This window comes from Enterobacter cloacae complex sp. 370H10 (genome assembly GCF_050031535.1).
In the GTDB taxonomy this organism is placed as follows: domain Bacteria; phylum Pseudomonadota; class Gammaproteobacteria; order Enterobacterales; family Enterobacteriaceae; genus Enterobacter; species Enterobacter intestinihominis.
Genome location: NZ_JBLGWG010000001.1, coordinates 2,964,160 through 2,987,979 on the forward strand (window position 1 = coordinate 2,964,160; position 23,820 = coordinate 2,987,979).

Annotated in this window: 26 protein-coding genes; 13 read left to right on the plus strand and 13 right to left on the minus strand. The window is 55.4% G+C overall.

Translation table 11 applies throughout. The features are described 5' to 3' along the window. Positions 1-147: 147 nt before the first annotated feature. The 3 genes from pgsA to uvrY are packed head-to-tail and all read right to left on the minus strand — an operon-like array spanning position 148 to position 3,238. A complete protein-coding gene (pgsA, locus tag ACQG2Q_RS14745; RefSeq protein WP_063849624.1) occupies positions 148-696 on the minus strand; it encodes a CDP-diacylglycerol--glycerol-3-phosphate 3-phosphatidyltransferase in 549 nt (182 codons plus the stop codon). A 56-nt stretch (positions 697-752) separates the two neighbouring features. After that, positions 753-2,585 carry an excinuclease ABC subunit UvrC gene (gene uvrC / locus ACQG2Q_RS14750; protein ID WP_063849625.1) on the minus strand — a complete coding sequence of 611 codons (1,833 nt, stop codon included), beginning with the start codon at positions 2,583-2,585 and terminating at the stop codon, positions 753-755. Further along, complete coding sequence (gene uvrY, locus ACQG2Q_RS14755; RefSeq protein WP_063849627.1) at positions 2,582-3,238, minus strand: UvrY/SirA/GacA family response regulator transcription factor; 657 nt, start codon at positions 3,236-3,238, stop codon at positions 2,582-2,584. Before uvrY ends, uvrC begins: the two co-directional genes overlap by 4 nt. A 397-nt stretch (positions 3,239-3,635) precedes the next feature. Between uvrY and ACQG2Q_RS14760 the strand changes: the two genes are divergently transcribed. Both ACQG2Q_RS14760 and ACQG2Q_RS14765 read left to right on the plus strand, forming a co-directional pair. After that, a complete protein-coding gene (locus tag ACQG2Q_RS14760; protein ID WP_418235935.1) occupies positions 3,636-3,716 on the plus strand; it encodes a hypothetical protein in 81 nt (26 codons plus the stop codon). Next, positions 3,703-3,927: a DUF2594 family protein gene (locus ACQG2Q_RS14765; RefSeq protein WP_003859644.1), complete on the plus strand. Its 225-nt coding sequence runs from the start codon at positions 3,703-3,705 to the stop codon at positions 3,925-3,927. The genes ACQG2Q_RS14760 and ACQG2Q_RS14765 overlap by 14 nt, the downstream gene beginning before the upstream one ends. A gap of 64 nt (positions 3,928-3,991) precedes the next feature. On the opposite strand, the gene sdiA is transcribed toward ACQG2Q_RS14765, so the two are convergent. The 8 genes from sdiA to ACQG2Q_RS14805 form a co-directional block, all read right to left on the minus strand. Continuing rightward, complete coding sequence (sdiA, locus tag ACQG2Q_RS14770; protein ID WP_032622448.1) at positions 3,992-4,714, minus strand: transcriptional regulator SdiA; 723 nt, start codon at positions 4,712-4,714, stop codon at positions 3,992-3,994. Positions 4,715-4,937: 223 nt separating this feature from the next. After that, positions 4,938-5,690: an L-cystine ABC transporter ATP-binding protein TcyN gene (tcyN, locus tag ACQG2Q_RS14775; protein WP_023306513.1), complete on the minus strand. Its 753-nt coding sequence runs from the start codon at positions 5,688-5,690 to the stop codon at positions 4,938-4,940. Beyond that, positions 5,687-6,355 (minus strand): cystine ABC transporter permease, encoded by a 669-nt coding sequence (gene tcyL / locus ACQG2Q_RS14780; RefSeq protein WP_022648540.1) that lies wholly within the window; start codon positions 6,353-6,355, stop codon positions 5,687-5,689. The genes tcyN and tcyL overlap by 4 nt, the downstream gene beginning before the upstream one ends. Before the next feature lie 21 nt (positions 6,356-6,376). Beyond that, the gene (dcyD, locus tag ACQG2Q_RS14785) at positions 6,377-7,363 is read right to left on the minus strand and encodes a D-cysteine desulfhydrase (RefSeq protein ID WP_022648541.1); all 987 of its coding nucleotides are present in this window, start codon (positions 7,361-7,363) and stop codon (positions 6,377-6,379) included. A gap of 103 nt (positions 7,364-7,466) precedes the next feature. Continuing rightward, a complete protein-coding gene (gene tcyJ / locus ACQG2Q_RS14790) occupies positions 7,467-8,267 on the minus strand; it encodes a cystine ABC transporter substrate-binding protein (RefSeq protein ID WP_096216759.1) in 801 nt (266 codons plus the stop codon). 86 nt (positions 8,268-8,353) lie between these two features. Beyond that, a complete protein-coding gene (gene fliZ, locus ACQG2Q_RS14795; RefSeq protein WP_023300482.1) occupies positions 8,354-8,905 on the minus strand; it encodes a flagella biosynthesis regulatory protein FliZ in 552 nt (183 codons plus the stop codon). A 54-nt stretch (positions 8,906-8,959) separates the two neighbouring features. Continuing rightward, a complete protein-coding gene (locus tag ACQG2Q_RS14800; RefSeq protein WP_003859623.1) occupies positions 8,960-9,679 on the minus strand; it encodes an RNA polymerase sigma factor FliA in 720 nt (239 codons plus the stop codon). Positions 9,680-9,842: 163 nt separating this feature from the next. Continuing rightward, complete coding sequence (locus ACQG2Q_RS14805; RefSeq protein ID WP_032624022.1) at positions 9,843-11,204, minus strand: flagellin; 1,362 nt, start codon at positions 11,202-11,204, stop codon at positions 9,843-9,845. Between the two features lie 269 nt (positions 11,205-11,473). Between ACQG2Q_RS14805 and fliD the strand changes: the two genes are divergently transcribed. The 4 genes from fliD (at position 11,474) to amyA (ending at position 15,284) form a co-directional block, all read left to right on the plus strand. Then, the gene (fliD, locus tag ACQG2Q_RS14810; RefSeq protein WP_063162927.1) at positions 11,474-12,886 is read left to right on the plus strand and encodes a flagellar filament capping protein FliD; all 1,413 of its coding nucleotides are present in this window, start codon (positions 11,474-11,476) and stop codon (positions 12,884-12,886) included. Between the two features lie 30 nt (positions 12,887-12,916). Further along, positions 12,917-13,327 carry a flagellar export chaperone FliS gene (gene fliS, locus ACQG2Q_RS14815; protein ID WP_003859616.1) on the plus strand — a complete coding sequence of 137 codons (411 nt, stop codon included), beginning with the start codon at positions 12,917-12,919 and terminating at the stop codon, positions 13,325-13,327. Further along, positions 13,327-13,698 carry a flagella biosynthesis regulatory protein FliT gene (fliT, locus tag ACQG2Q_RS14820; RefSeq protein ID WP_006811148.1) on the plus strand — a complete coding sequence of 124 codons (372 nt, stop codon included), beginning with the start codon at positions 13,327-13,329 and terminating at the stop codon, positions 13,696-13,698. The genes fliS and fliT overlap by 1 nt, the downstream gene beginning before the upstream one ends. A gap of 98 nt (positions 13,699-13,796) precedes the next feature. Next, positions 13,797-15,284: an alpha-amylase gene (gene amyA / locus ACQG2Q_RS14825; RefSeq protein WP_023300485.1), complete on the plus strand. Its 1,488-nt coding sequence runs from the start codon at positions 13,797-13,799 to the stop codon at positions 15,282-15,284. Between the two features lie 506 nt (positions 15,285-15,790). On the opposite strand, the gene yedD is transcribed toward amyA, so the two are convergent. Further along, on the minus strand, positions 15,791-16,204 hold the full coding sequence (yedD, locus tag ACQG2Q_RS14830; protein WP_022648547.1) for a lipoprotein YedD: 414 nt from the start codon (positions 16,202-16,204) through the stop codon (positions 15,791-15,793). Positions 16,205-16,279: 75 nt separating this feature from the next. Continuing rightward, entirely contained in the window at positions 16,280-16,594 is a 315-nt protein-coding gene (fliE, locus tag ACQG2Q_RS14835) for a flagellar hook-basal body complex protein FliE (RefSeq protein ID WP_038416322.1), read from the minus strand. Between the two features lie 228 nt (positions 16,595-16,822). Here fliE and fliF point away from each other — a divergent pair, with 228 nt between their 5' ends. From fliF to fliL, 7 genes are all read left to right on the plus strand, one after another. Continuing rightward, on the plus strand, positions 16,823-18,505 hold the full coding sequence (gene fliF / locus ACQG2Q_RS14840) for a flagellar basal-body MS-ring/collar protein FliF (RefSeq protein WP_022648549.1): 1,683 nt from the start codon (positions 16,823-16,825) through the stop codon (positions 18,503-18,505). Beyond that, entirely contained in the window at positions 18,498-19,496 is a 999-nt protein-coding gene (gene fliG / locus ACQG2Q_RS14845) for a flagellar motor switch protein FliG (protein ID WP_003859608.1), read from the plus strand. The genes fliF and fliG overlap by 8 nt, the downstream gene beginning before the upstream one ends. Further along, a complete protein-coding gene (gene fliH / locus ACQG2Q_RS14850) occupies positions 19,489-20,196 on the plus strand; it encodes a flagellar assembly protein FliH (protein WP_022648550.1) in 708 nt (235 codons plus the stop codon). Before fliG ends, fliH begins: the two co-directional genes overlap by 8 nt. After that, a complete protein-coding gene (gene fliI / locus ACQG2Q_RS14855; RefSeq protein ID WP_032624018.1) occupies positions 20,196-21,566 on the plus strand; it encodes a flagellar protein export ATPase FliI in 1,371 nt (456 codons plus the stop codon). Before fliH ends, fliI begins: the two co-directional genes overlap by 1 nt. 21 nt (positions 21,567-21,587) lie before the next feature. Continuing rightward, the gene (gene fliJ, locus ACQG2Q_RS14860) at positions 21,588-22,031 is read left to right on the plus strand and encodes a flagellar export protein FliJ (protein WP_006811155.1); all 444 of its coding nucleotides are present in this window, start codon (positions 21,588-21,590) and stop codon (positions 22,029-22,031) included. Next, positions 22,028-23,242 (plus strand): flagellar hook length control protein FliK, encoded by a 1,215-nt coding sequence (gene fliK / locus ACQG2Q_RS14865; protein WP_096216760.1) that lies wholly within the window; start codon positions 22,028-22,030, stop codon positions 23,240-23,242. The genes fliJ and fliK overlap by 4 nt, the downstream gene beginning before the upstream one ends. A 106-nt stretch (positions 23,243-23,348) precedes the next feature. Then, positions 23,349-23,819, plus strand: coding sequence for a flagellar basal body-associated protein FliL (gene fliL, locus ACQG2Q_RS14870; protein ID WP_003859598.1), 471 nt, complete (start codon positions 23,349-23,351; stop codon positions 23,817-23,819). Position 23,820: the final 1 nt, after the last annotated feature.

The window sequence follows — 23,820 nt, forward strand, 5'->3', positions numbered from 1 at the left end:
ATTTAACGCCTTGCTAAGCACTTGATTTCATTATCGTCCGGCTTACTGTGCCGCCGTTCGATGCGTTGCATTCTACTGATATGACGTTATGAGTCAACGTTATTTTTTGCATCTCAGGATCGTTTGCTGAAAATTAAGCCGAAACGATCACTGTTCAAGCAAATCACCGCGCGCAGCGTTCAAATATTGCAGCATTGACCACAATGTCAGCACCGCCGCAACCCACAGCAGACCAATGCCGGCCCACTCTACCCAGACATTCGGACGCCACAGCATCCACACCAGCGCCGCCATCTGCGCAGTGGTTTTAACTTTACCGATCCAGGACACCGCCACGCTGCTGCGTTTACCCAGCTCCGCCATCCACTCGCGCAGGGCAGAGATAATAATCTCACGGCCAATCATGGTCGCGGCAGGCAGCGTCACCCACCAGGTATGATAATGTTCCGCCACCAGCACCATCGCGATTGCCACCATCACCTTATCCGCAACCGGATCGAGGAACGCGCCAAAGCGGGTACTCTGGTTCCAGCGACGCGCCAGATAACCGTCAAACCAGTCCGTCACGGCGGCAATCAGGAAAATAAGCGCACAGGCAAAAGGCGCCCAGACGACCGGCAGGTAAAATGCCAGGACGAAGAACGGAATGAGCACAACGCGAAAGAGAGTAAGCAACGTAGGGATATTAAATCGCATGATGACGGTAACTGTCTGTTGTCAGTAAAATTTAGCTCTATGTTGCTACAGAGCCCTCAATGTTTCAACGAGTAGTAGATCTTTTCTGCCAGCCCTTGCGAAATACCCGGCACTTTTGCAATTTCTTCCATACTGGCGTTGAGTAATCCTTGCAATCCGCCCATATACTTCAACAGCATCTGGCGACGTTTTGGCCCGACGCCTTCAATCGTCTCAAGGGTACTGGTATTTTTCACTTTCGCCCGTTTTTTGCGGTGTCCGCTAATGGCATGATCGTGCGACTCATCTCGGATGTGCTGGATCACGTGCAGTGCAGGGGAATCTGGCGGCAGGCTAAAGCCCTCGCCTTCCGGCTCAAAGAACAGCGTTTCCAGGCCAGCCTTACGATCTGCCCCTTTCGCTACCCCTAGCAGCAACGGATGGTTCTTATCCCACTCCACGTCGAGCGATTCGAATACCGCCTTCGCCTGCCCCAACTGCCCTTTCCCGCCGTCGATAAGGATAACGTCCGGGATTTTACTCTCTTCAATCGCTTTACCATAGCGACGGCGCAGCACCTGGTTCATGGCGGCATAATCGTCACCGGGCGTTATACCGGTGATGTTATAGCGACGATACTCTGCCCGCAGTGGGCCATTGGCATCAAAGACCACACACGACGCCACGGTCTGCTCACCCATCGTATGGCTGATGTCGAAGCATTCCATGCGTTTCACTTCCGGCAGCTTGAGCAGCGCAGCAAGCGCGGTTAAACGTTGGCTGACGGTCGATTGCTGGGAAAGTTTGGTGGTCAGCGCCGTGGCGGCATTGGTTCGCGCCAGCTTCAGATAACGCGCACGATCGCCGCGCGGTTTCGTCTGGACATTCACCCGGCGACCTGCCAGCTCTGAAAGTGAGTCCGCCAGCAGGGTTTTATCGTCCAGCGTGAAGTCGAGCAGGATCTCCGAGGGCAGCGTACGCATCTGGCTGCCCTGCAAATAAAACTGGCCGACAAATGTCTCCACCACTTCACCCATCTCAGTCCCGCCCGGCACTTTCGGGAAGTAACTGCGGCTGCCGAGCACTTTGCCCTGACGAATAAACAGCACGTGAACGCAGGCCAGGCCGGCGTCAAAGGCAACGCCGATGACATCGAGGTCGTCGCCCGTATTGGAAACAAACTGCTTCTCGGTCACCCTGCGCACCGCCTGGATCTGGTCGCGGATGCGTGCGGCCTCCTCAAATTCCAGCGCCGCGCTGGCTTTTTCCATGCGGGTAATCAGTTGCGTCAGCACCTGATCGTCTTTCCCGGCTAAAAACAGGCGGACATATTCCACCTGCTGCGCGTACTCTTCTTCGCTCACCAGCCCTGCAACGCATGGTCCCAGGCAGCGGCCAATCTGATATTGCAGGCATGGCCGGGAGCGGTTGCGATAGACGCTGTTTTCGCACTGGCGAACAGGGAAGATTTTTTGCAAAAGCGCCAGCGTTTCCCGCACGGCATAACCATTCGGGAAGGGGCCGAAATATTCACCTTTCGCATGCTTTGCGCCACGATGCATCGCCAGCCGCGGGTGCGTGTCGCCGCTCAGGAAGATAAACGGATAGGACTTGTCATCACGCAGCAGAACGTTGTAGCGCGGCTGATACAACTTAATGTAGTTGTGCTCAAGGAGCAGCGCTTCCGTTTCCGTGTGCGTTACGGTGACATCAATGTTGTGTATAAGTGCGACCAGCGCTTCGGTTTTACGGGAGGCAAGGTTGCTGCGGAAATAACTTGAAAGGCGTTTCTTCAGATCTTTCGCCTTACCGACATAGATAACCGTACCGCCAGCATCGTACATCCGGTAGACGCCTGGCTGGCTGGTGACGGTTTTCAGAAATGCTTTTGAATCGAACGCTTCACTCACTGACTTATTAACGACTCCGCATTGCACAAACCATGGCGAATGGCCAGGTGAGTCAGTTCGACATCACCGTGAATGTTCAGTTTACTGAACATCCGATAGCGATAGCTGTTGACCGTTTTCGGGCTGAGATTCAACTGCTCAGAAATCTCATTCACCTTCTGACCTTTAGTGATCATCAGCATAATCTGCAATTCGCGCTCAGACAAACTGGCAAACGGAGATTCCGTTTTTTCCGGTTCAATCTGACTCAACGCCATCTGCTGAGCAATATCAGTAGCGATATAGCGCTGCCCTGCGTGAACGGTGCGGATCGCATTGACGACTTCCTGCGGTGCAGCACCTTTACTGAGATACCCCGCAGCCCCCGCCTGCATGACCCTGGCGGGCAGCGGATTTTCGGTATGGACGGTCAGCATGATGACTTTGGTATCAACGAACATGCGCGCGATTTTGCGCGTGGCTTCAAGCCCGCCAATACCGGGCATGTTCATATCCATCAGCACCACGTCTGCGGAGTTCGCGCGACACCATTTGACGGCATCTTCGCCACAGCACGCCTCGCCGGCAACTTTAATACCCTTTATATCTTCAAGAATGCGTCGTATCCCTGCGCGCACCAGTTCGTGGTCATCAACAAGAAGGACGTTGATCAAAGGAAATGTCTCCAGAATAGGGATAACGCTACTGACTGCTAATTGGGTTTATATTAACGGTTTTCCATGCAAGATTAAAACGCTAAAAAATCGGCTATACGATTCGGGTCTCGTTTTTGGAAATTAGGCTGTACAGTAAGTGGAAAGAAAACCCATGTGTACTGGGCTTTACCGCTATTTTTTAGCACCAGCATTCAAAAAGCCACCAAAACATTTGTTAACGTAAACTAAAAAATGCTCTCATTTTTTTGTAACAACAATTAACGGATGGCGTACCGGCGATAAACATTTAATTGTCGCTAACATATTGGGCAGATTACCTTCATAATCCGCACCGGCCAATAATCAATACGCGTAAAAGTATAAAAAACAACCACTGCATTTTTTGCCGCAGCTTGTGGTATACTCCGCCGCCTTAACTTTCATCGTCGCGCTCATGCGCTGTTTTATAATGAGGAAAATAAATGAGCACACCTGAATTTGCCACTGCCGAGAATAACCAGGAACTGGCACAGGAAGTAAACTGCCTGAAGTCGCTGCTGACGCTTATGCTACAGGCGATGGGCCAGGCTGATGCTGGACGTGTGATCATTAAAATGGAAAAACAGATCGCGCAGATGGAAGATCAGGCGGAATCCGCTGTTTTTGCCAATACAGTTAAGCAAATTAAACAAGCCTACCGCCAGTAACAAAAAAGGCTGGATGCAGTGCATTCAGCCTTTTCCTCGTCTGACACGCAGAACGTGATATCAGTCAAATAAGCCCAGTCGCCGCGGCATAACACGCTATCTGGATCTTATTCGGCGCGTTGAATTTCTTCTGCATATTCTTCTGATGGAAGTTGACGGTATTTTCCGAGATGGAAAGAATGATGGCAATTTCTGCCGACGTCTTCCCTTCTGCGGTCCACTTCAGAATTTCCCGTTCACGCTTGCTGAATTTCATTTCCGGCGGCATCACCGTCTCATGTTCAAAGCGCAACAGTGTAGTGAGCGCCATCTGAACCAGCATTTGTAAACGCAGCTCAATTTCTTCACTGGATATCGAGTGTGCCTGTAAGCTAGTACATGACACGGAGAGGAAGCCGAGCGCATGATTTGGCAGCATCAGACACTGGGTTATTCCCTTACGTAAACCGTGGTCCCGCGCGCCGTCCCATAATTGCTGGGCATCCGTGAATAATTCATCCGTCCAGGGCAAATGACCCTGAATGAAATTCTCCGGCTTCAGTACCGGGTCAATGGCGAAATAATTCTCGGATTGATATTGCGCCATCCATTGTTGCGGATAACTGGAATGGACGGATGTTCGCGGGCGGGTAAATGGCACAGGGTGTCGAACACAAAGCGCATAATAATCGAATTCAAGCGCCTGCGTTTGTCGCTGAAGTTCCTGATATACCTCGTCAGCACAGGTCATTTCCTGAAACCGGAGGACGCATTCCCGTCGCCAGGTGAAAAAGTCTATATCCCTCATACTTGCCGAATGAAGCCTCTGATAAAGATAATCATTATTATGGTGAATATAACCTAACACATAAAGCAGGATTATTTATATAAAATATCGACCACAGACGGATTATCTTTAATTTAGCGATGGCTTATCCACATCGGGTGGAATAAAAAATCACCAAAACTGAATTTATGGGAGGATAATTTGCTCCAGAAGCGACATCTGGAGCAAATTGAGCGTGAAAATGCTACTGCATTAAGAATTTTTCAAGGAACTGGCGGGTTCGAGGCTGCTGAGGATTGGCAAACAGCGCCTTAGCTGGCCCCTGCTCTACTATTCGCCCCTGATCCATGAAAATTGCCCGATCGGCAACGTCGCGAGCGAAGCTCATTTCATGCGTCACAATCACCATCGTGCGTTTTTCCTGCGCCAGCTGTCGGATAGTGTTAAGCACTTCCCCGACCAGCTCAGGATCGAGTGCGGATGTGGGTTCGTCGAACAGGATCACATCCGGGCGCATCGCCAGCGCGCGCGCAATGGCGACACGCTGCTGCTGCCCGCCAGATAACCGACGCGGATAGCTCGTCTCCTTCCCGGCCAGGCCAACCTTCGCCAGCAGCTCGCGGGCGCGGGCCGTCGCGTCTTCCTTTGGTTCACCCTTTACGATGACCGGACCTTCGATAATATTTTCCAGCACCGTACGGTGCGGAAAGAGATTAAAGCTCTGGAATACGAAGCCAACATGCTGACGCAGGCGGCGAATCAGCCCTTTTTGCTGGCTGATGGGTTTCCCGGTATCAATGGTGATATCGCCCACGCGGATCGTCCCGCCTTCAGGCTGCTCAAGCAAATTAATGCTGCGCAACAGCGTGGTTTTCCCTGACCCACTCGGGCCGATAATTGCCACCACTTCGCCCTGCTCAACCTCAAGGTCGATGCCGTGCAGCACCGTTTGCCCGTGGAATTTTTTCACCAGGTTTTTGACGTCAATTGCACTCATTTTGGATCTCGCTCCTGGCGGTTAAGCTGGTTTTCAAAATAGTTTTGCAGGGCGGACAGCACCGTCGCCATCACCCAGTAAATCAGCGAGGCCGCCAGATACATGGTAAACACTTCCAGCGTGCGCGAGGTGATCAGCTGCGCCTGACGGAACAGCTCCGGCACCTGAATGGTCGCCGCAAGCGAGGTGTCTTTCACCAGGCTGATAAAGCTGTTGCTCAGCGGAGGTAGCGCCACGCGCGCCGCCTGGGGCAGGATCGCCCGGCGCAGCGTCTGCCACGGGGTCATCCCGATACTGGCCGCCGCTTCCCACTGTCCTTTATCGATGGACGAGATCGCCGCACGCAGCGTTTCAGAGGTGTACGCCGCCGTATTCAGCGACAGGCCAATCATCGCCGCCGGGATCGGATCCAGCTCGATACCGAACTGGGGCAGCCCGTAGTAAATCATAAACAGCTGGGCGATAAGCGGCGTTCCGCGAAACACGGAGATGTAAAACCGCGCCAGCCACCGCACCGGCCAGACGTTCGACATGCGCATCAGTGCCAGCACAAACCCGAGCACCAGCCCGAAGAACATCCCGCCGATACTGAGCTGTAAAGTAAACACCGCGCCCTTAAGCAAGAACGGCAGCGAATCAATAACCAGTTGAATACTTTCTTGCATTATTATTTTTCTACCTGATTTTTAGACATGGGGATGATAGGCAAACAGCGCAGGCGCCCCGCCAGTATGAACAAACAAAATGGGTCCTTCATCCTTAAAGCGCTTGCGGGCGATACCGTCGATAAGGCCCGCCATCGCCTTACCGGTATAGACAGGGTCAAGCAGAATACCTTCGAGGCGGGCCAGCAGCTTAACGGCCTCCATCCCTTCATCATTGGGGGTGCCATAACCCGGCGCGAAGTAGTCATCCCACAGCAATATTTCCGCCTTCGCCTGAAGCGCAAGCTGTTCTGCCACCGCCTGTTGCAGGGTGACGACTTTCGGCTTTTGATCCGCAACGCTTCTGGAGACCGTCACGCCAATCAACTCTACGTCCGGCATCAGTTGCTCAAGCCCGACCGCTAAACCGGCATGGGTCCCCGCGCTGCCGGACGCCACTACCACCGAGGACAAACTCACCGCGCCTTCGCACTGCTGGGCGATTTCCAGCGCGCTCTCAACATAGCCGAGAGCACCCAGCGCATTCGAGCCGCCAACCGGGATGACGTACGGACGAAAGCCCTGCGCTTCCAGGCGCGTCGCCAGTTCATCAAGCTGTGCAGCCGGGTCGGTCAACGCGTCAACCATTTCAACCTGCACGTTGAACAGATCCAGCATCAGGCGGTTACCGTTAGTCAGGTAATTCTCTGCCTGCGTGCCAATCGGGTTCTCCAGCAGGGCTACGCAGTGAAGGCCCAGCTTCGCCGCCACTGCCGCCGTCTGGCGAACGTGGTTAGACTGAATTGCCCCGGCGGTGATCAGCGTATCCGCGCCCTCGCGCAGGGCATCGGCGGCGAGAAATTCCAGCTTGCGCAGCTTATTCCCGCCCATCGCCATGGGCGTCACATCGTCACGCTTAATGAAAATATCGCGCCCCAGATAGTCAGAAAATCGCGGCAGATACTCCAGCGGCGTGGGTGCGCCGATAAATTCCAGACGGGGAAAGCGCGTTAAATTCTGTAGTGACATGGTTCCTCCGGTCACGCAAACAATTGTTATTTCATTATGCACGCAGACGCGCGAGAAATAAAAAAGGCGCTTTTAAAAGCGCCTTTTTTTGTCGGTCAGAGACTTATTTCGTCACGTCTGCGCCGAACCACTTCTCAGAAAGCGCCTTCAGGCTGCCGTCTTTCTGCATTTCAGCAATGGCAACATCAATGGCTTTCAGCAGATCTTCGTTACCTTTACGCACCGCTACGCCGGACTCCTGACGGGAGAACGCATCGCCCGCGACGGCCAGGGTATTGTTGGTTTTCTTCACCAGATCCAGCGCTGCCAGGCGGTCAACCAGAATGGCGTCGATACGGCCTACGCGCAGATCCTGGTATTTCGTCGGGTCATCATCATAGGTGCGGATGTCCACGCCCTGCACGTTCTGGCGCAGCCACTCTTCGTAGTTGGTGCCCAGACCGACGCCGACTTTCTTACCTTTCAGATCCGCGGCGGATTTGATGCTGCCTTCGTTACCTTTCTTCACCAGCGCCTGGATACCGGACACGGTGTACGGCGTGGAGAAGTCATACTTCTTCTTACGCTCGTCAGAAATGGTCACCTGGTTAATCACCACGTCGATACGTTTGGAATCCAGTGACGCCAGCATACCATCCCATTTGGTCGGTTTCAGGGAGGCTTTGACGCCGAGATGCTTGGCCAGCTCCTGCGCAAACTCCACTTCAAAACCGGTCAGCTTACCGTCGTCGCCCTGGAAGCTGAACGGAGGATAGGTTCCTTCCAGCCCAACCAGCAGCGTGCCGCGCTCTTTGACTTTGTTGAGCAGATTATCTGCCGCGAACGTTTTCACGCTCATCCCCGCGACCAGCGCAACGGCCATCATCCCCATCAGCGCCTGACGACCCAGAAGTGCTAATTTCATAAGTACCCCGATACAGTGGAATTTTTGAGTAGTGTAGAGAAATCGCCTGCAACGTCAAAGGCGGCTGCGCTACATCTTATTCTTTTTTAATATATATCAGAAGTTGTTCCGGCGTGGACTTTCTGCTTTATGACGCCCGGCATCTGGACTTTATATTGCGCGTACTTTCGCAGCGCGATGCGGTAATTGTTGGTACTGGTGGCGGGCAGCCAAGGCTCCAGATTTTCATCCAGGTATCCGGTCGTCAGCAGATCGCGGGAGATATTTTGCATGGTCAAATGCTGACCCAGGCGGCGCAGGCGAACCACGTATTCACGCACAGTGCCGTGACTCATCTCCGTTTGTTCAAACAGGAATTGCTTGAAGCCGATAATATCGAAGAAGTCGCTTTGCTCTTTGCAATGGAGATCGCCACAGAAACGGCAAAGCGCTACCCACTCTTTTTGCTCTTCAAGCCAGGCGGCTTCATCCATCAGCGTGTCGAGGCGGGAAATCGCAATCTTATTCACGATTTCACCGCGACGAACCAACGTGATGCGGTCGAGTAATTTTTTACAGTGGGCGCAATGCGTCTGGCTGTGTTTAAAGTCTTTCAGGTAGCGGCTTAAAGGCCGTCTTTTAGATTGCTGCACCGTCATGATAACTCCTGGTTGTCAATACGTTGTGCGGCATTTCCAAGGCGAATAACTCACCTATAACTTACCCAGTTTTGTGCGCAGGCGTTTAATGGCCTGGCTGTGCAGCTGGCTCACCCGTGACTCGCCCACCTCCAGCACGGCGCCAATCTCTTTGAGATTGAGCTCTTCCTGGTAATAGAGGGTTAACACCAGTTGCTCACGTTCCGGTAAAGCTTCAATCGCTTCCATCACGCGCTGGCGTAAATTCCCTTCCAGTAAATGGTGTAACGGGTTTTCTTGCTGGTGTTCATCGGTCACCAGCTCGATGCTATCGCCATGCTCTTCGCGCCACTCATCATAAGAGAAGAGTTGGCTGTTATTGGTATCGAGCAACATCTGGCGATACTCTTCAACAGGAATGCCCAGACGCTCCGCTACTTCGGTTTCCGTCGCGTTGCGCCCCAGCTCCTGTTCCAGCTGCCCCATCGCATGCGCCACTTCGCGCGCGTTGCGGCGAACGCTGCGCGGCACCCAGTCGCGGCTGCGCAGCTCGTCCAGCATCGCACCACGAATACGCTGCACTGCGTAAGTCGTAAATGCCGTTCCTTGCAGAGCGTCGTACCGGTCAACTGCATTCAATAACCCGATACCGCCCGCCTGTAGCAGATCGTCCAGTTCCACGCTCGCCGGCAAACGCACCTGGAGGCGCAATGCTTCGTGACGCACCAGCGGAACATAACGCTGCCACAGCGAGTGTTTATCCATTACACCTTCAGCGGTATAGAGTGAATTCACGATAAACAGCCCTGCGTTAGTTGAGTTATCGGCATGATTATCCGATTCTGGAGGGGTTTTAATCGGGTGAATAGTGGGTGAAATGAGGGGTTATTTGGGGGGTTACGCGTAAATGCGGACAGAAAAAACCCCGCCGAAGCGGGGTTTGAGCGTAATCAGGCGATTAGCCTTGCAGCAGAGACAGAACCTGCTGAGGAACCTGGTTAGCTTTGGACAGCACGGAGTTACCGGCCTGCTGAACGATCTGCGCTTTAGACATGTTGGACACTTCGGTCGCATAGTCGGCGTCCTGAATACGGGACTGCGCTTCAGACAGGTTGGTGGTGGTGTTGTTCAGGTTGGTTACGGCAGAGCTCAGACGGTTCTGAACCGCACCCAGTGAAGAACGGAATTTGTCTACGGACGCGATAGCTTTGTCCAGCAGAGCCAGTGGATCGTTCGTAGCAGTGCCAGCAAATTCAGCTGTAGCAGAAGTGGCTGGGAACTGTGGGTTTGCAGCTGTACCAGTGCCAATCACTGCAGCTTTATCACTGAGTTGAAGCGTTACTTTATTAGTAGTCGCAGCGGTACCTTGTGCTGCTGTAGTTGCATCCCCTGTATCAACAAGTGAAGCTGCTTTTGCCGCGTAATTCTTACCTTGGAAAGTAACAAAGGCCGTTGCGTTTCCATCTTTATCAGCTGAAACTTTAACAAACTGACCTGCTTGTGTAGCAGCAGTAGTAAGACCATTTGCAGGATCTGTATACTCAACATCGGCCTTGTTAAGCGCAACTTTACCAGTTGCACGGTCTACAGACGCTGCGAAGTAATCGTTTCCTGACTTCACAACATAGTTTTTGGTTGCGTTACCGTCTTTGTCTAAAACGTTACTCAACGTTAAGGACGACGCATCAACGCCTAAATCTGTAGCTACAGCGCTGAGGTCAACCTTCAGAGGTGCGGTATTTGCGGCGTTATTAATTTGAGTAACAGGCTCGCTAACATTCAACGAGTTTTTAGATACCGACAAACCATTAAGACCTAAGGTTGAGGAATCAATCTTCTGTAGATCAATGGCAATTGTCTGACCATCATTAGCACCTACTTGAATTTTCATGGTGCCGTTTTTAGCCAGCACGTTCACGCCGTTGAACTGAGTCTGACCGGATACGCGGTCGATTTCGTCCAGACGGGATTTGATTTCGTCCTGGATTGAAGACAGGTCAGAATCAGAGTTAGTACCGGTCGTTGCCTGAACGGTCAGTTCACGAACACGCTGAAGGTTGTTGTTGATTTCAGACAGTGCGCCTTCAGTGGTCTGCGCCAGAGAGATACCGTCGTTAGCGTTACGTGCAGCCTGAGTCAGGCCTTTGATGTTAGAGGTGAAGCGGTTAGCGATAGCCTGGCCCGCAGCGTCATCTTTCGCGCTGTTGATACGCAGACCAGAAGACAGACGCTCGATAGAAGAAGACAGAGCGGACTGGTTCTTGTTGATGTTGTTCTGAGTGATCAGCGAGAGGCTGTTGGTATTAATGACTTGTGCCATGATTTCGATTCCTGTTGTTCATCAAATCTGTTTGGTTAGATTTGGGTTTCCACCCTTCGGCTTCATCGCCGTCAAAGGTGTTATCGTCTGGTCCAAAACAACCTTTAGATTTTTTTTCAGGATCGCGTTAATTTTTTTAGCCACGGAAAAGCTCTTCTCTATTAGCGTTATTCCCGCCATTAAAAAAAAGAAATTAACCGTAAACTTTCCCCCATTGAGGCCGATAACCCCACTATTCGTTCTACGTGTCGATAGATTAAGGAATAAATATGGCAAGTATTTCATCATTGGGGATTGGTTCGGGTCTTAAGTTAGCAGACATTCTGGATAGTCTGACCACGGCCGAAAAAGCACAGCTGACGCCAATTTCCAAACAACAGACATCGTATACCGCCAAGCTGAGCGCTTACGGCACGTTGAAAAGTTCACTGGAAGCGTTTCAGACCGCCAACACCGCGCTGAATAAAGCCGACCTGTTTACAGCGACCAGCACGTCGAGCAGTACCACGGCATTCAGCGCCACCACTACCGGCAGCGCGATTGCCGGTAAATACACCATCAGCGTGTCGCAGCTGGCGCAGGCGCAAACCCTGACGACCAAAAACGCGCAGCCGGATACCAAAACGGCCATTGCCACGGCTGACAGCAAGATCACCTTTACCGCCGGTAACGGTAAAGATCCGGTGACCGTCGATATCAGCGCGGCAAACTCCTCGCTGACCGGCATTCGCGATGCGATTAACAAAGCTGACGCCGGCGTGACCGCCAGTATTATTAACGTCGGTAATGGTCAGTATCGTCTGTCCATCACCTCCACCGAAACCGGGGCGGACAACGCGGTCAGCATCAGCGTGAGCGGCGATAGCGCCCTGCAATCCTTTATGGGTTACAACGGCACCAGCACCGACGCCAGCAACGGCATGACGGAAAGCGTCACCGCGCAGAACGCCAAGCTGAAGGTGAATAACGTCGATATCGAAAACAGCAGCAACACCATCAGCGATGCGCTGGAAGATATCACCCTGAACCTGAACGACGTCACCACCGGTAACCAGACGCTGACGATCGCTAAAGATACGTCGAAAGCGGAAACGGCGATGAAAGCCTGGGTGGATGCCTACAACACCCTTCAGGACAGTTTTGCATCATTAACCAAATATACGGCGGTTGATGCGGGTACAGATGCGCAGGACTCCAGCAACGGCGCCCTGCTCGGGGACAGCACGCTGCGTACTATTCAGACGCAGCTGAAAACCATGCTGAGCAACACCGTCGGCGGAACCGCCTATAAAACGCTGTCTCAGGTCGGCATTACCTCCGATCCAAGCACGGGCAAGCTGGAGCTGGACAGCGACAAGCTGAAAAAAGCGCTGACGGATAACCCGTCTGCCGTGAAAGATTTGGTTGTGGGTGACGGTAAAACCACCGGGATCACTACCACCATGGCCACCCATCTGACTGACTGGCTTTCCAGTAAAGGCATTATCCAGGCGGCCAAAGATGGCGTCAGCAAAACGCTGAACAAGCTGACGGATCAATATAACGCCGTGAGCGAACGTATTGACGCGAGAGTGGCGCAGTACAAAGCCCAGTTTACCCAGCTGGACGTACTGATGACCTCGCTGAACAACACCAGCAGCTACCTGACGCAGCAGTTCGAAAATACGTCCAGCAACAAGTAGTAAACGCTAATCAGACCCGAGGGGGATAACATGTACGGCGCAAAAGGCACGCAGGCCTACGCAAAGATAGAAGTTGAAAGCGCGGTGATGAGCGCCAGCCAGCAGCAGCTGGTAATCATGCTATTTGATGGAGCCCTCAGCGCGCTGGTACGCGCGCGTCTGTTCCTGGCAGACGGTAATATTCCTGCTAAAGGGCTGGCGCTCTCAAAAGCCATCAACATTATCGAAAACGGGCTGAAGGTTGGCCTGGTGGAAAATAACGGTGATGAGCTTACGCAAAACCTGATTGCCCTTTATGCCTATATGGTACGTCGCCTCCTGCACGCCAACGTGAATAACGACGCCAGCGCCATCGAAGAGGTGGAAAACCTGCTGCGCAATATCGCTGACGGGTGGAAGGAGGTTGCCGGTACGCCACAACTGATGCAGGACGCCGTCTAATGAGTAACGCACCGCAACTTTATGCCCTTTATCAGCAACTCCTTGAGCAGAGCCAGTTGATGTTGCGACTGGCGCGGCAGGGACTATGGGATGATCTGATCATCTGTGAAACCGACTATGTTAATGCGGTGCACTCACTGGCTCGTCTCACTCAGGAAAGTGAACCTTCGATGCAGATTCAGGAGCAGCTTCGCCCGACGCTGCGGGTGATCCTGGACAACGAAGGCCAGGTAAAAACATTGCTGCAAGCCAGAATGGATGAGCTAGCGAAGCTGGTTGGGCAATCCTCCATCCAGAAAACCGTTCTCTCCACCTACGGTAACCAGGGCGGTCATGTCCTTGTTCCGCAAAGTAATAGCGATATTAATTAGCCATTTAACTGGCGGGCAAGCGTTAACCGTTTCGTTCGCCAGGCATTTCTGCCAAACCTGCTCCATACTTGAGTTTCGCGACCTCATGGAGATGGTGCATGCGCAACCCAACACTTTTACAATGTTTTCACTGGTACTACCCCACCGGCGGTGAATTGTGGCAAGAAGTCACGGCATTAGCCCCCAACCTGAACGAAATCGGCATCAATATGGTCTGGTTACCCCCGGCCTACAAAGGCGCATCCGGCGGCTATTCCGTCGGGTATGACTCTTATGACCTTTTCGACCTCGGTGAGTTTGACCAGAAAGGCAGCGTCGCCACCAAATACGGCGATAAAGCCCAGCTGCTGGAGGCCATCAACGCCTTAAAAAGCAACCAGATTGCGGTGCTTCTGGACGTGGTGGTCAACCATAAAATGGGGGCCGATGAAAAGGAACCCGTCCGCGTGCAACGCGTGGATGCTCAGGATCGCACCCAAATCAGCGATGAGATCATCGAATGTGAAGCCTGGACGCGCTACACCTTCCCCGTTCGGGCCGGGCAGTATTCGCAGTTCATCTGGGATTACAAATGCTTTAGCGGTATCGACCACATTGAAAATCCCAGTGAGGACGGTATCTTCAAAATCGTTAACGACTACACCGGCGAAGGCTGGAACGATCAGGTCGACGACGAGATGGGCAATTTCGATTACCTGATGGGTGAAAATATTGATTTTCGCAACCACGCGGTGACGGAGGAGATCAAATACTGGGCGCGCTGGGTGATGGAGCAAACCCACTGCGACGGCTTCCGCCTGGACGCGGTAAAACACATTCCGGCCTGGTTCTATAAAGAGTGGATTGAACATGTCCAGGAGGTGGCCCCGCAGCCGCTATTTATTGTGGCGGAATACTGGTCTCACGAAGTGGATAAATTGCAGCAATACATCAATCAGGTGGACGGCAAAACCATGTTGTTTGACGCGCCGCTGCAAATGAAATTTCACGAAGCGTCACGCCAGGGACGCGACTACGATATGAGCCAGATTTTCACCGGTACGCTGGTGGAAGCCGATCCGTTCCATGCCGTAACGCTGGTGGCCAACCATGACACCCAGCCCTTGCAGGCGCTGGAAGCCCCGGTTGAAGCCTGGTTCAAACCGCTGGCCTACGCGCTCATCCTGCTGCGTGAAAACGGCGTGCCGAGCGTGTTCTACCCGGATCTTTTTGGCGCCAGCTATGACGACACTGGCGGGGATGGTGAGACGTATCACATTGATATGCCGGTGATTGAACAGCTCCACGAGCTGATCCTCGCCCGGCAGCGTTTTGCCCACGGCGTGCAAACCCTTTTTTTCGATCATCCAAACTGCATTGCGTTTAGCCGCAGCGGGACAGAGGAGCACCCGGGCTGTGTGGTGGTGCTGTCGAATGGTGATGACGGTGAGAAGACGATCTGCCTCGGCGAGAATTACGGCAATAAGACCTGGCGTGATTTTTTAGGCAACCGCGAGGAAACCGTGACCACGGCGGCGGATGGCGAAGGGACGTTCTTCTGTAACGGGGGAAGCGTCAGCGTTTGGGTGATTGAAGACGCGCTGTAGTACGGGAAAGGTGCGGCCTGATGCCCTCACCCCGACCCTCTCCCACAGGGAGAGATATCCCCAGTAATTTGAAAGCAGAAGCAATAACGTTGCCTTCATAATAACTGAGGACTTTCAGCAATGCCCTGGTCCGGCTGTAAATCGCCGAAGCGTTTCCGTAAGGCCGGGGCGAGGCGCAGGGAAGCGCCGAGAGGGCGTGGCCTGCATGGATGCAGGCTCATGCCCGACCCGATAGCCTGAAGGAAAAAGCTGAGGGTACCGCGAAGCGGCGATTTTCCGCCGGGAGCCCGGGTCGCCAGGGTGGTGGCGACTGAGCCACCCTGGCACGTTCACCGCTCATGTCGCTACAGAGTAGCAAGGAACATAAAGTGAACGGAATGACCACCAGAGCCGTATGTTCCCCCTCACCCCAGCCCTCTCCCTCCAGGGAGAGGGGGCCGACGGTGAAGGCATTATTTTGTGGAGATCCCTCAGACCACGGGTAGAGGGCGCAAACTCCAAAACGGTTACGGAAGCTTACTCTCCAGCGGATTCTTGCTCAGGTAATCTGCGCATTCCACCGTTGGGCGGTCAACCTTGTACAGTTCCATGCCGTCATACTCCAGCGCCGCCCCATCACGATCGAGCGGATAGACGTCTCGTTTTTCGGTCACGTTATAATAATCATCTGAACGCAGCATGATCTTACCCGGCACCGCGATAACGCGCTGCCACTGACGGCAGTCCAGGGTATCACCCTCTGGCGTCACCACCAGCGTGGCAATCGCCTCCGGACTCACCATCGCGCTCTGCGGCCCTTTCGACTGCCAGTAACCTGCCAGATGCGAAGGTGCCGGATGCTTAACCACTTCCTGATAGTTTTCGACCTGAACGCATCCCGCTAACGTCAGCATTGCAGCCACAATTGCTACTTTTTTCATCATCTTTCCTGCATGCGAAGAAAAAAATATTGTGGCATTAAAGCCATCAGGCTGCCAGCGTAAGATAGGTATTGATTAAACCTGCATCCCCATGACTTCCTGATACGCCGACACCAGCTTGTTACGCACCTGCAACCCCATCTGCAATGACACCGACGCTTTTTGCAGATCGGCCATCACATCGTTGAGCGCCACGCCGGGTTCACCGAGGGTAAATCTCTCAGCCTGGGTACGGGCCGCGTTTTGCTTATCGCTGATCCGGTCCAGCGCCGCATGCAGTTGACCGGCGAAGCTAATGCCCTGCGGCTGGTCAGTTACGCTCTGATTACGGGCGGTCATCGCCGTCGCCTGTAACTGACTGAGTACCCCTTCAATGCCCTGTATAGCCATGACTCTCCCCTGGATGGTTTTTTACGAGGTCAAGACTAACAGCTTGTCAATCAGATAATGGCGGTAAATAGCGTTAAAAAACCAGGTTATTTGACGCATAGAAAATCCCGATTCATCAAATAATGGCAGGGCCATCAGTATGGAACTTTTGTCGTGTTTGCCGACCCGGGAGTCAGTTTTGTTTCTCTACACGAATAACGTAAACCACCAGGATTTAAGAGGTGCGCAATGAGTGCGACAGCAGCATCGACAGCGCCGCAGAATAAATCACTCGAGTGGATGAACCGCCTTCGCGCCAACCCTAAGATCCCGTTGATTGTGGCAGGCGCTGCCGCCATTGCGATCGTTGTCGCGATGGTCTTATGGGCAAAAAGCCCGGATTACCGCACGCTCTACAGCAACCTTTCCGACCAGGATGGCGGTGCCATCGTCACCCAGTTGACCCAGATGAACATCCCGTATCGCTTTGCCGATAACGGCGGTGCGCTTGAAGTGCCGGCAGATAAAGTGCACGAGCTTCGCCTGCGTCTCGCCCAGCAGGGGCTGCCGAAAGGCGGCGCGGTTGGGTTTGAACTGCTGGATCAGGAAAAATTCGGCATCAGCCAGTTCAGCGAGCAGGTTAACTACCAGCGCGCGCTGGAAGGTGAGCTGGCCCGTACGATTGAAACCTTAGGCCCGGTGAAAAGTGCCCGCGTGCACCTGGCGATGCCTAAGCCGTCCCTGTTTGTCCGCGAACAAAAGTCCCCTTCTGCCTCTGTGACGGTTAACCTCGAACCCGGTCGTGCGCTGGATGAAGGGCAGATCAGCGCCGTCACGCACCTGGTCTCCAGTGCAGTAGCCGGTCTGCCGCCGGGTAACGTTACGCTGGTGGATCAGAGCGGTCACCTGCTGACGCAGTCCAACACCGCCGGGCGCGATCTCAACGACGCCCAGCTGAAATACGCCGCCGACGTGGAAGGCCGTCTCCAGCGTCGCATCGAAGCGATTCTGGGCCCGGTGGTGGGCAACAGCAACGTGCATGCGCAGGTCACCGCGCAGATTGATTTCTCGAATAAAGAACAGACCGAAGAGCAGTACGCCCCGAACGGGGATGCTTCTCGCGCCGTGTTACGCTCGCGTCAGATCAATGAGACGGAACAGGTCGGTGGCCAGTATCCTGGCGGTGTGCCGGGTGCGCTCTCTAACCAGCCTGCGCCTGCCAACGCCGCGCCAATCTCCACGCCGCCGGCCAACCCGCAGAACGGTCAGCAAACGAATCAGCAGACGACCTCGACCGCGAACAGTGCCGGCCCGCGTAACAGCAGCCGTAACGAAACGACCAACTACGAAGTCGACCGGACTATCCGCCATACCAAACTGAACACGGGCGATATTCAGCGTCTCTCTGTTGCCGTGGTGGTGAACTACAAAACGCTGCCGGACGGTAAACCGCTGCCGCTCACGGCAGAGCAGATGAAGCAGATCGAAGATTTGACCCGCGAAGCGATGGGCTTCTCTGAAAAACGTGGCGATACCCTCAACGTTGTGAACTCACCGTTCAACCCGGTGGATGAGACGGGTGGCGAACTGCCGTTCTGGCAACAGCAGGCGTTCTTCGATCAGCTGATGTCCGCAGGCCGCTGGCTGCTGGTGCTGATTGTCGCGTGGCTGCTGTGGCGTAAGGGTGTCCGTCCTCAGCTTCAGCGTCGCGCTGAAGCCGAAAAAGCTGCGCTGGAACAGAAGAACGCGCGTCCGGACGAGGAAGAAGCGGTTGAAGTTCGTCTCAGCAAAGATGAACAGATGCAGCAGCGTCGTGCTAACCAGCGTATGGGCGCAGAGGTGATGAGCCAGCGCATTCGCGAAATGTCAGATAACGATCCGCGCGTCGTCGCGCTGGTCATCCGCGGTTGGATGGGTAACGAACATGAGTAATACGCTTACAGGCACCGATAAGAGCGTCATCCTGCTGATGACCATTGGCGAAGATCGCGCGGCGGAGGTGTTTAAACACCTCTCTCAGCGAGAAGTGCAGATCCTCAGCGCGGCGATGGCCAACGTGCGCCAGATCTCCAACAAGCAACTGACCGAAGTGCTGGCGGAGTTTGAGCAGGAAGCCGAGCAGTTTGCTGCGCTCAACGTCAACGCCAACGAATACCTGCGCTCCGTGCTGGTTAAGGCGCTGGGCGAAGAGCGCGCCGCCAGCCTGCTGGAAGATATTCTCGAAACGCGCGACACCGCCAGCGGGATCGAAACGCTCAACTTTATGGAACCGCAAAGCGCCGCCGATCTTATTCGCGACGAGCACCCGCAGATTATCGCCACCATTCTGGTCCACCTCAAACGGGGCCAGGCGGCCGATATTCTGGCGCTGTTCGACGAGCGCCTGCGCCACGACGTGATGCTGCGTATCGCCACCTTCGGCGGCGTCCAGCCAGCCGCGCTGGCGGAGCTGACCGAAGTGCTGAACAACCTGCTCGACGGCCAGAACCTCAAGCGCAGCAAAATGGGCGGCGTGAGAACGGCAGCGGAAATCATCAACCTGATGAAAACGCAGCAGGAAGAGGCGGTTATTACGGCGGTGCGCGAGTTCGACGGCGAACTGGCGCAGAAAATTATCGACGAGATGTTCCTGTTCGAAAACCTGGTCGAAGTGGACGATCGCAGCATCCAGCGCCTGCTTCAGGAAGTGGATTCGGAGTCCCTGCTTATCGCCCTCAAAGGCGCCGAGCAGCCGCTGCGCGAGAAGTTCCTGCGCAACATGTCCCAGCGTGCGGCCGATATCCTGCGCGACGACCTGGCCAACCGTGGCCCGGTGCGTTTGTCTCAGGTGGAGAACGAACAGAAAGCGATCCTGCTTATTGTTCGTCGTCTGGCAGAAACCGGCGAGATGGTGATTGGCAGCGGAGACGACACCTATGTCTGATGAACTGTCGTGGAAGCGCTGGACGCCTGACGACCTCTCCCCTCCCACCGCAGAGTTCACCCCTGCCATAGTGTCGTCCGATGAGGGCGACGCCGGGGCGGGCGTGCCCGAGCTGAGTGAAGAGGAACAGCGCGCCCAGATGCTGGCCCAGATGCAAATGCAGGCGCACGAGCAGGGCTTCAACGCCGGGATGAACGAAGGCCGTCAGACCGGGCACGCACAGGGTTATCAGGAAGGGCTGGCGAAAGGTTTAGAGCAGGGCATTGAGCAGGCGCGCCAGCAGCAGGCGCCGCTACATGCCCGCATGCAGCAGCTGGTGAGCGAGTTTCAGCACACGCTGGATGCGCTGGACAGCGTGATTGCCTCGCGCCTGATGCAGATGGCGCTGGAGGCGGCCCGTCAGGTGATCGGCCAGACGCCGGTCGTGGATAACGCCGCGCTGATTAAGCAAATCCAGGGGCTGCTCCAGCAGGAGCCGCTGTTCAGCGGCAAACCGCAGCTGCGCGTGCATCCTGATGATTTGCAGCGCGTGGAAGAGAGCCTCGGCGCGACGCTGAGCCTGCACGGCTGGCGGCTGCGCGGCGATCCGTCGCTCCATCACGGAGGCTGTAAGGTCTCGGCGGATGAGGGCGATCTGGATGCCAGCGTCGCGACCCGCTGGCAGGAACTGTGCCGCCTGGCGGCACCGGGAGTCGTCTGATGACCGCTCGCCTTACGCGCTGGCTTAACACGCTCGATAATTTTGAAACGAAGATGGCGCAGCTGCCATCCGTTCGTCGTTATGGACGCCTGACGCGTGCCACCGGTCTGGTCCTGGAAGCCACAGGTCTGCAACTTCCGCTCGGCGCCACCTGCGTGATTGAGCGTCAGGACGGGAGTGAGACGCGTGAAGTGGAAAGTGAAGTGGTCGGGTTTAACGGCCAGCGACTGTTTCTGATGCCCCTTGAGGAAGTGGAAGGGATTTTGCCCGGCGCCCGCGTCTACGCGAAAAACATCAGCGGTGACGGCCTGCAAAGCGGCAAACAGCTCCCGCTCGGTCCGGCGCTGCTGGGCCGCGTGCTGGACGGGAGCGGCAAACCGCTCGATGGCCTGCCCTCCCCTGATACCACCGAAACCGGCGCGCTGATCACCCAACCCTTTAACCCGCTGCAACGCACGCCAATCGAGCACGTACTGGATACCGGCGTGCGGCCGATTAACGCCCTGCTCACCGTGGGACGCGGCCAGCGTATGGGGCTGTTTGCCGGCTCCGGCGTGGGTAAATCGGTCCTGCTCGGCATGATGGCGCGTTATACCCAGGCGGACGTTATCGTCGTCGGCCTGATTGGTGAGCGTGGTCGCGAAGTCAAAGATTTCATCGAAAACATTCTTGGTGCGGAGGGTCGCGCCCGCTCGGTGGTGATCGCCGCCCCGGCGGACGTGTCACCGCTGCTGCGTATGCAGGGTGCCGCCTACGCCACGCGTATCGCGGAAGATTTCCGCGACCGGGGCCAGCACGTGCTGCTGATTATGGACTCCCTGACCCGCTACGCGATGGCGCAGCGTGAGATTGCGCTGGCCATCGGCGAGCCGCCCGCCACCAAAGGTTACCCGCCGTCGGTCTTCGCCAAACTCCCGGCGTTGGTTGAGCGTGCGGGGAACGGCATCAGCGGCGGAGGCTCCATCACCGCGTTCTATACGGTACTGACCGAAGGCGATGACCAGCAGGACCCGATTGCCGACTCCGCGCGCGCGATCCTCGACGGCCATATCGTGCTGTCGCGCCGTCTGGCCGAAGCCGGACACTACCCGGCGATTGATATTGAAGCCTCGATCAGCCGTGCGATGACGGCCCTGATCACCGAGCAACACTACGCCCGCGTGCGTAACTTCAAACAACTGCTCTCCAGCTTCCAGCGCAACCGCGATCTGGTAAGCGTCGGGGCGTACGCTAAAGGCAGCGACCCGATGCTCGATAAAGCGATTGCCCTCTGGCCGCAGCTGGAGGCATTTCTGCAACAGGGTATTTTTGAACGCGCCGACTGGGAAGATTCCCTCCAGGCACTGGAGCTGATTTTCCCGCAGGTGTAACACAGGTGGAGGGCGAAGGTCATGGCGCAGAACAGCGCGTTATCAACGCTGAAAGATCTGGCTGAAAAAGAAGTTGATGATGCCGCATTGCAACTTGGCGCAATGCGACGCGGGTGCCAACAGGCTGAAGAACAGTTGAAGATGTTAATCGACTATCAGCATGAATATCGCACCAACCTTAACACCGACATGACGCAGGGCATTGGTAGCCAGCGCTGGATTAACTATCAGCAGTTTATCCAGACGCTGGAAAAGGCGATTGAGCAGCATCGCCAGCAGCTTAACCAGTGGACGCAAAAAGTCGATACCGCGCTGAATTTCTGGCGCGAGAAAAAACAGCGGTTGCAGGCCTGGCAAACCTTACAGGACCGGCAGATTGCAGCCTCGACCCTGGCGGAAAACCGTCTGGATCAGAAAAAAATGGATGAGTTTGCCCAGCGCGCATCAATGAGGAAACCAGAATGATCACACTGCAACAACTGCTGATGACCGACAGCGACCCGTCCGGCGGCACGCTGACCGGAAAAGGCGCTGAGGGCGCGCAAGATTTTCTCTCTCTGCTGGCGGGCGCGCTGACCGAGACCACCGGCAAAGGCAAAGATGCTCCGCTGACGCTGGCCGATCTGAAAGCGGCGGGCAGCAAGCTGTCGACAGCGGCACAGGAAAAAAACGGTGATACCACGCTCCAGGCCAAAATCGCCGAGCTGCTCTCCCGCCAGGAGACCCTGACTGATGAAGATACCGCCGTCTCCCTGCAAAGCCTCGTCTCCGGCCTGAAACCCGCAGCGAATACGGATGCGCTGAAGGCGCTGACCCGGACGGACGCGAAAGCAAACAGCGAGACCACGACTGAAGAAGAGGAGCTGGCCGGGTTAAGCGCGCTGATGGCGATGTTACCGCACCAGCAGACTACCACCCCAATGGCGACGCAGCCAGCAAGCACCGGGGAGGTCGCCCCCCGTGCCGCCCTCCCCTCTGCGCTAGCCCAGACGGACAACGGCCAGCATCAGCCGCTTAGCCATGCGTTAACGGGTCAGGAAAAAACGTCGGTTCAGGACAGCGACACGTCGCTGCCCGCCACGGCAGCCGTTACGCCAGCTGTTGCCGCCGTCGCGGAGAAGCAGGACGTAGTGAGCACGGCGTCGTCTGCCGCCAGCCCAACCGCGACGCTGGCACCGATCATCAGTCACCTGGCAACCCCCCAGTCTGCCGCTACCGTTGCGACCGCGCCGGTGTTAAGCCAGCCGCTGGGCACGCACGAATGGCAGCAGAATCTAAGCCAGCACATCACCCTGTTCACCAGACAGGGCCAACAGACCGCAGAGCTACGCCTGCACCCGGAAGATCTGGGTCAGGTGCAAATTTCGCTTAAGCTGGATGACAACCAGGCGCAGTTGCAGATGGTTTCGCCCCACAGCCACGTTCGTGCGGCGCTGGAAGCGGCCCTGCCGATCCTGCGCACGCAGCTTGCGGAAAACGGCATTCAGCTTTCCCAAAGCAGCGTCAGCAGCGAAGGCTTTGCCGGGCAGCAGCAATCTTCATCCGGGCAACAACAGCATGCTTCGCGTTCAGGCCAGCATGGCGGGTTTAACGAGGAGAGCGAAGAGTTATTGCCAACCCCTGCCGCCCTGCAATCCGCCGCGCGCGGCAGCCGTGCCGTAGACATCTTTGCCTAAACGCCAGAGGTAACGTGATTATCCCCGTCTTTTCCACGCTTTGACCTAAGCCGGACACGGGATAATCACCGTATTAAGCTGTACCGAAACAGGAAGCTCGTATCAGATGACAGACTCCGCTATCACCAAAAAAAGCAAGCGTTCCATCTGGATCCCGCTGCTGGTGTTGATTACCCTCGCGGCCTGCGCCACCGCAGGCTACAGTTACTGGCGTATGCAGCAGGAACCCTCAAGCGCAGCCGCCAAAGCTGAAGCGCCGCCTCCACCGGCGCCGGTCTTCTACCCGCTGGATACGTTCACCGTGAACCTCGGCGATGCGGATCGCGTGCTTTACGTGGGCATTACGCTGCGTCTGAAAGATGAAGCGACCCGTGCACGTCTGAACGACTACCTGCCAGAAGTGCGTAGCCGTCTGCTGTTGCTGTTTTCTCGTCAGGATGCCTCCGCGCTCGCCACCGATGTGGGCAAGCAAAAGCTGGTCGATGCGATCAAACAGACGCTGGCGACCCCGCTGGTCAACGGCCAACCTAAGCAGGAAGTCACTGACGTTCTGTATACAGCCTTCATTCTGCGGTAAC

What these genes read in the sequence shown, in the direction of transcription:
- pgsA (WP_063849624.1), bottom strand. Translation starts at nt 696, where the DNA reads ATGCGATTTAATATCCCTACGTTGCTTACTCTCTTTCGCGTTGTGCTC.
- ACQG2Q_RS14765 (WP_003859644.1), top strand. Translation starts at nt 3,703, where the DNA reads ATGAGCACACCTGAATTTGCCACTGCCGAGAATAACCAGGAACTGGCA.
- sdiA (WP_032622448.1), bottom strand. Translation starts at nt 4,714, where the DNA reads ATGAGGGATATAGACTTTTTCACCTGGCGACGGGAATGCGTCCTCCGG.
- tcyN (WP_023306513.1), bottom strand. Translation starts at nt 5,690, where the DNA reads ATGAGTGCAATTGACGTCAAAAACCTGGTGAAAAAATTCCACGGGCAA.
- tcyL (WP_022648540.1), bottom strand. Translation starts at nt 6,355, where the DNA reads ATGCAAGAAAGTATTCAACTGGTTATTGATTCGCTGCCGTTCTTGCTT.
- dcyD (WP_022648541.1), bottom strand. Translation starts at nt 7,363, where the DNA reads ATGTCACTACAGAATTTAACGCGCTTTCCCCGTCTGGAATTTATCGGC.
- tcyJ (WP_096216759.1), bottom strand. Translation starts at nt 8,267, where the DNA reads ATGAAATTAGCACTTCTGGGTCGTCAGGCGCTGATGGGGATGATGGCC.
- fliZ (WP_023300482.1), bottom strand. Translation starts at nt 8,905, where the DNA reads ATGACGGTGCAGCAATCTAAAAGACGGCCTTTAAGCCGCTACCTGAAA.
- ACQG2Q_RS14805 (WP_032624022.1), bottom strand. Translation starts at nt 11,204, where the DNA reads ATGGCACAAGTCATTAATACCAACAGCCTCTCGCTGATCACTCAGAAC.
- fliD (WP_063162927.1), top strand. Translation starts at nt 11,474, where the DNA reads ATGGCAAGTATTTCATCATTGGGGATTGGTTCGGGTCTTAAGTTAGCA.
- fliS (WP_003859616.1), top strand. Translation starts at nt 12,917, where the DNA reads ATGTACGGCGCAAAAGGCACGCAGGCCTACGCAAAGATAGAAGTTGAA.
- fliT (WP_006811148.1), top strand. Translation starts at nt 13,327, where the DNA reads ATGAGTAACGCACCGCAACTTTATGCCCTTTATCAGCAACTCCTTGAG.
- amyA (WP_023300485.1), top strand. Translation starts at nt 13,797, where the DNA reads ATGCGCAACCCAACACTTTTACAATGTTTTCACTGGTACTACCCCACC.
- yedD (WP_022648547.1), bottom strand. Translation starts at nt 16,204, where the DNA reads ATGAAAAAAGTAGCAATTGTGGCTGCAATGCTGACGTTAGCGGGATGC.
- fliE (WP_038416322.1), bottom strand. Translation starts at nt 16,594, where the DNA reads ATGGCTATACAGGGCATTGAAGGGGTACTCAGTCAGTTACAGGCGACG.
- fliF (WP_022648549.1), top strand. Translation starts at nt 16,823, where the DNA reads ATGAGTGCGACAGCAGCATCGACAGCGCCGCAGAATAAATCACTCGAG.
- fliG (WP_003859608.1), top strand. Translation starts at nt 18,498, where the DNA reads ATGAGTAATACGCTTACAGGCACCGATAAGAGCGTCATCCTGCTGATG.
- fliH (WP_022648550.1), top strand. Translation starts at nt 19,489, where the DNA reads ATGTCTGATGAACTGTCGTGGAAGCGCTGGACGCCTGACGACCTCTCC.
- fliI (WP_032624018.1), top strand. Translation starts at nt 20,196, where the DNA reads ATGACCGCTCGCCTTACGCGCTGGCTTAACACGCTCGATAATTTTGAA.
- fliJ (WP_006811155.1), top strand. Translation starts at nt 21,588, where the DNA reads ATGGCGCAGAACAGCGCGTTATCAACGCTGAAAGATCTGGCTGAAAAA.
- fliK (WP_096216760.1), top strand. Translation starts at nt 22,028, where the DNA reads ATGATCACACTGCAACAACTGCTGATGACCGACAGCGACCCGTCCGGC.
- fliL (WP_003859598.1), top strand. Translation starts at nt 23,349, where the DNA reads ATGACAGACTCCGCTATCACCAAAAAAAGCAAGCGTTCCATCTGGATC.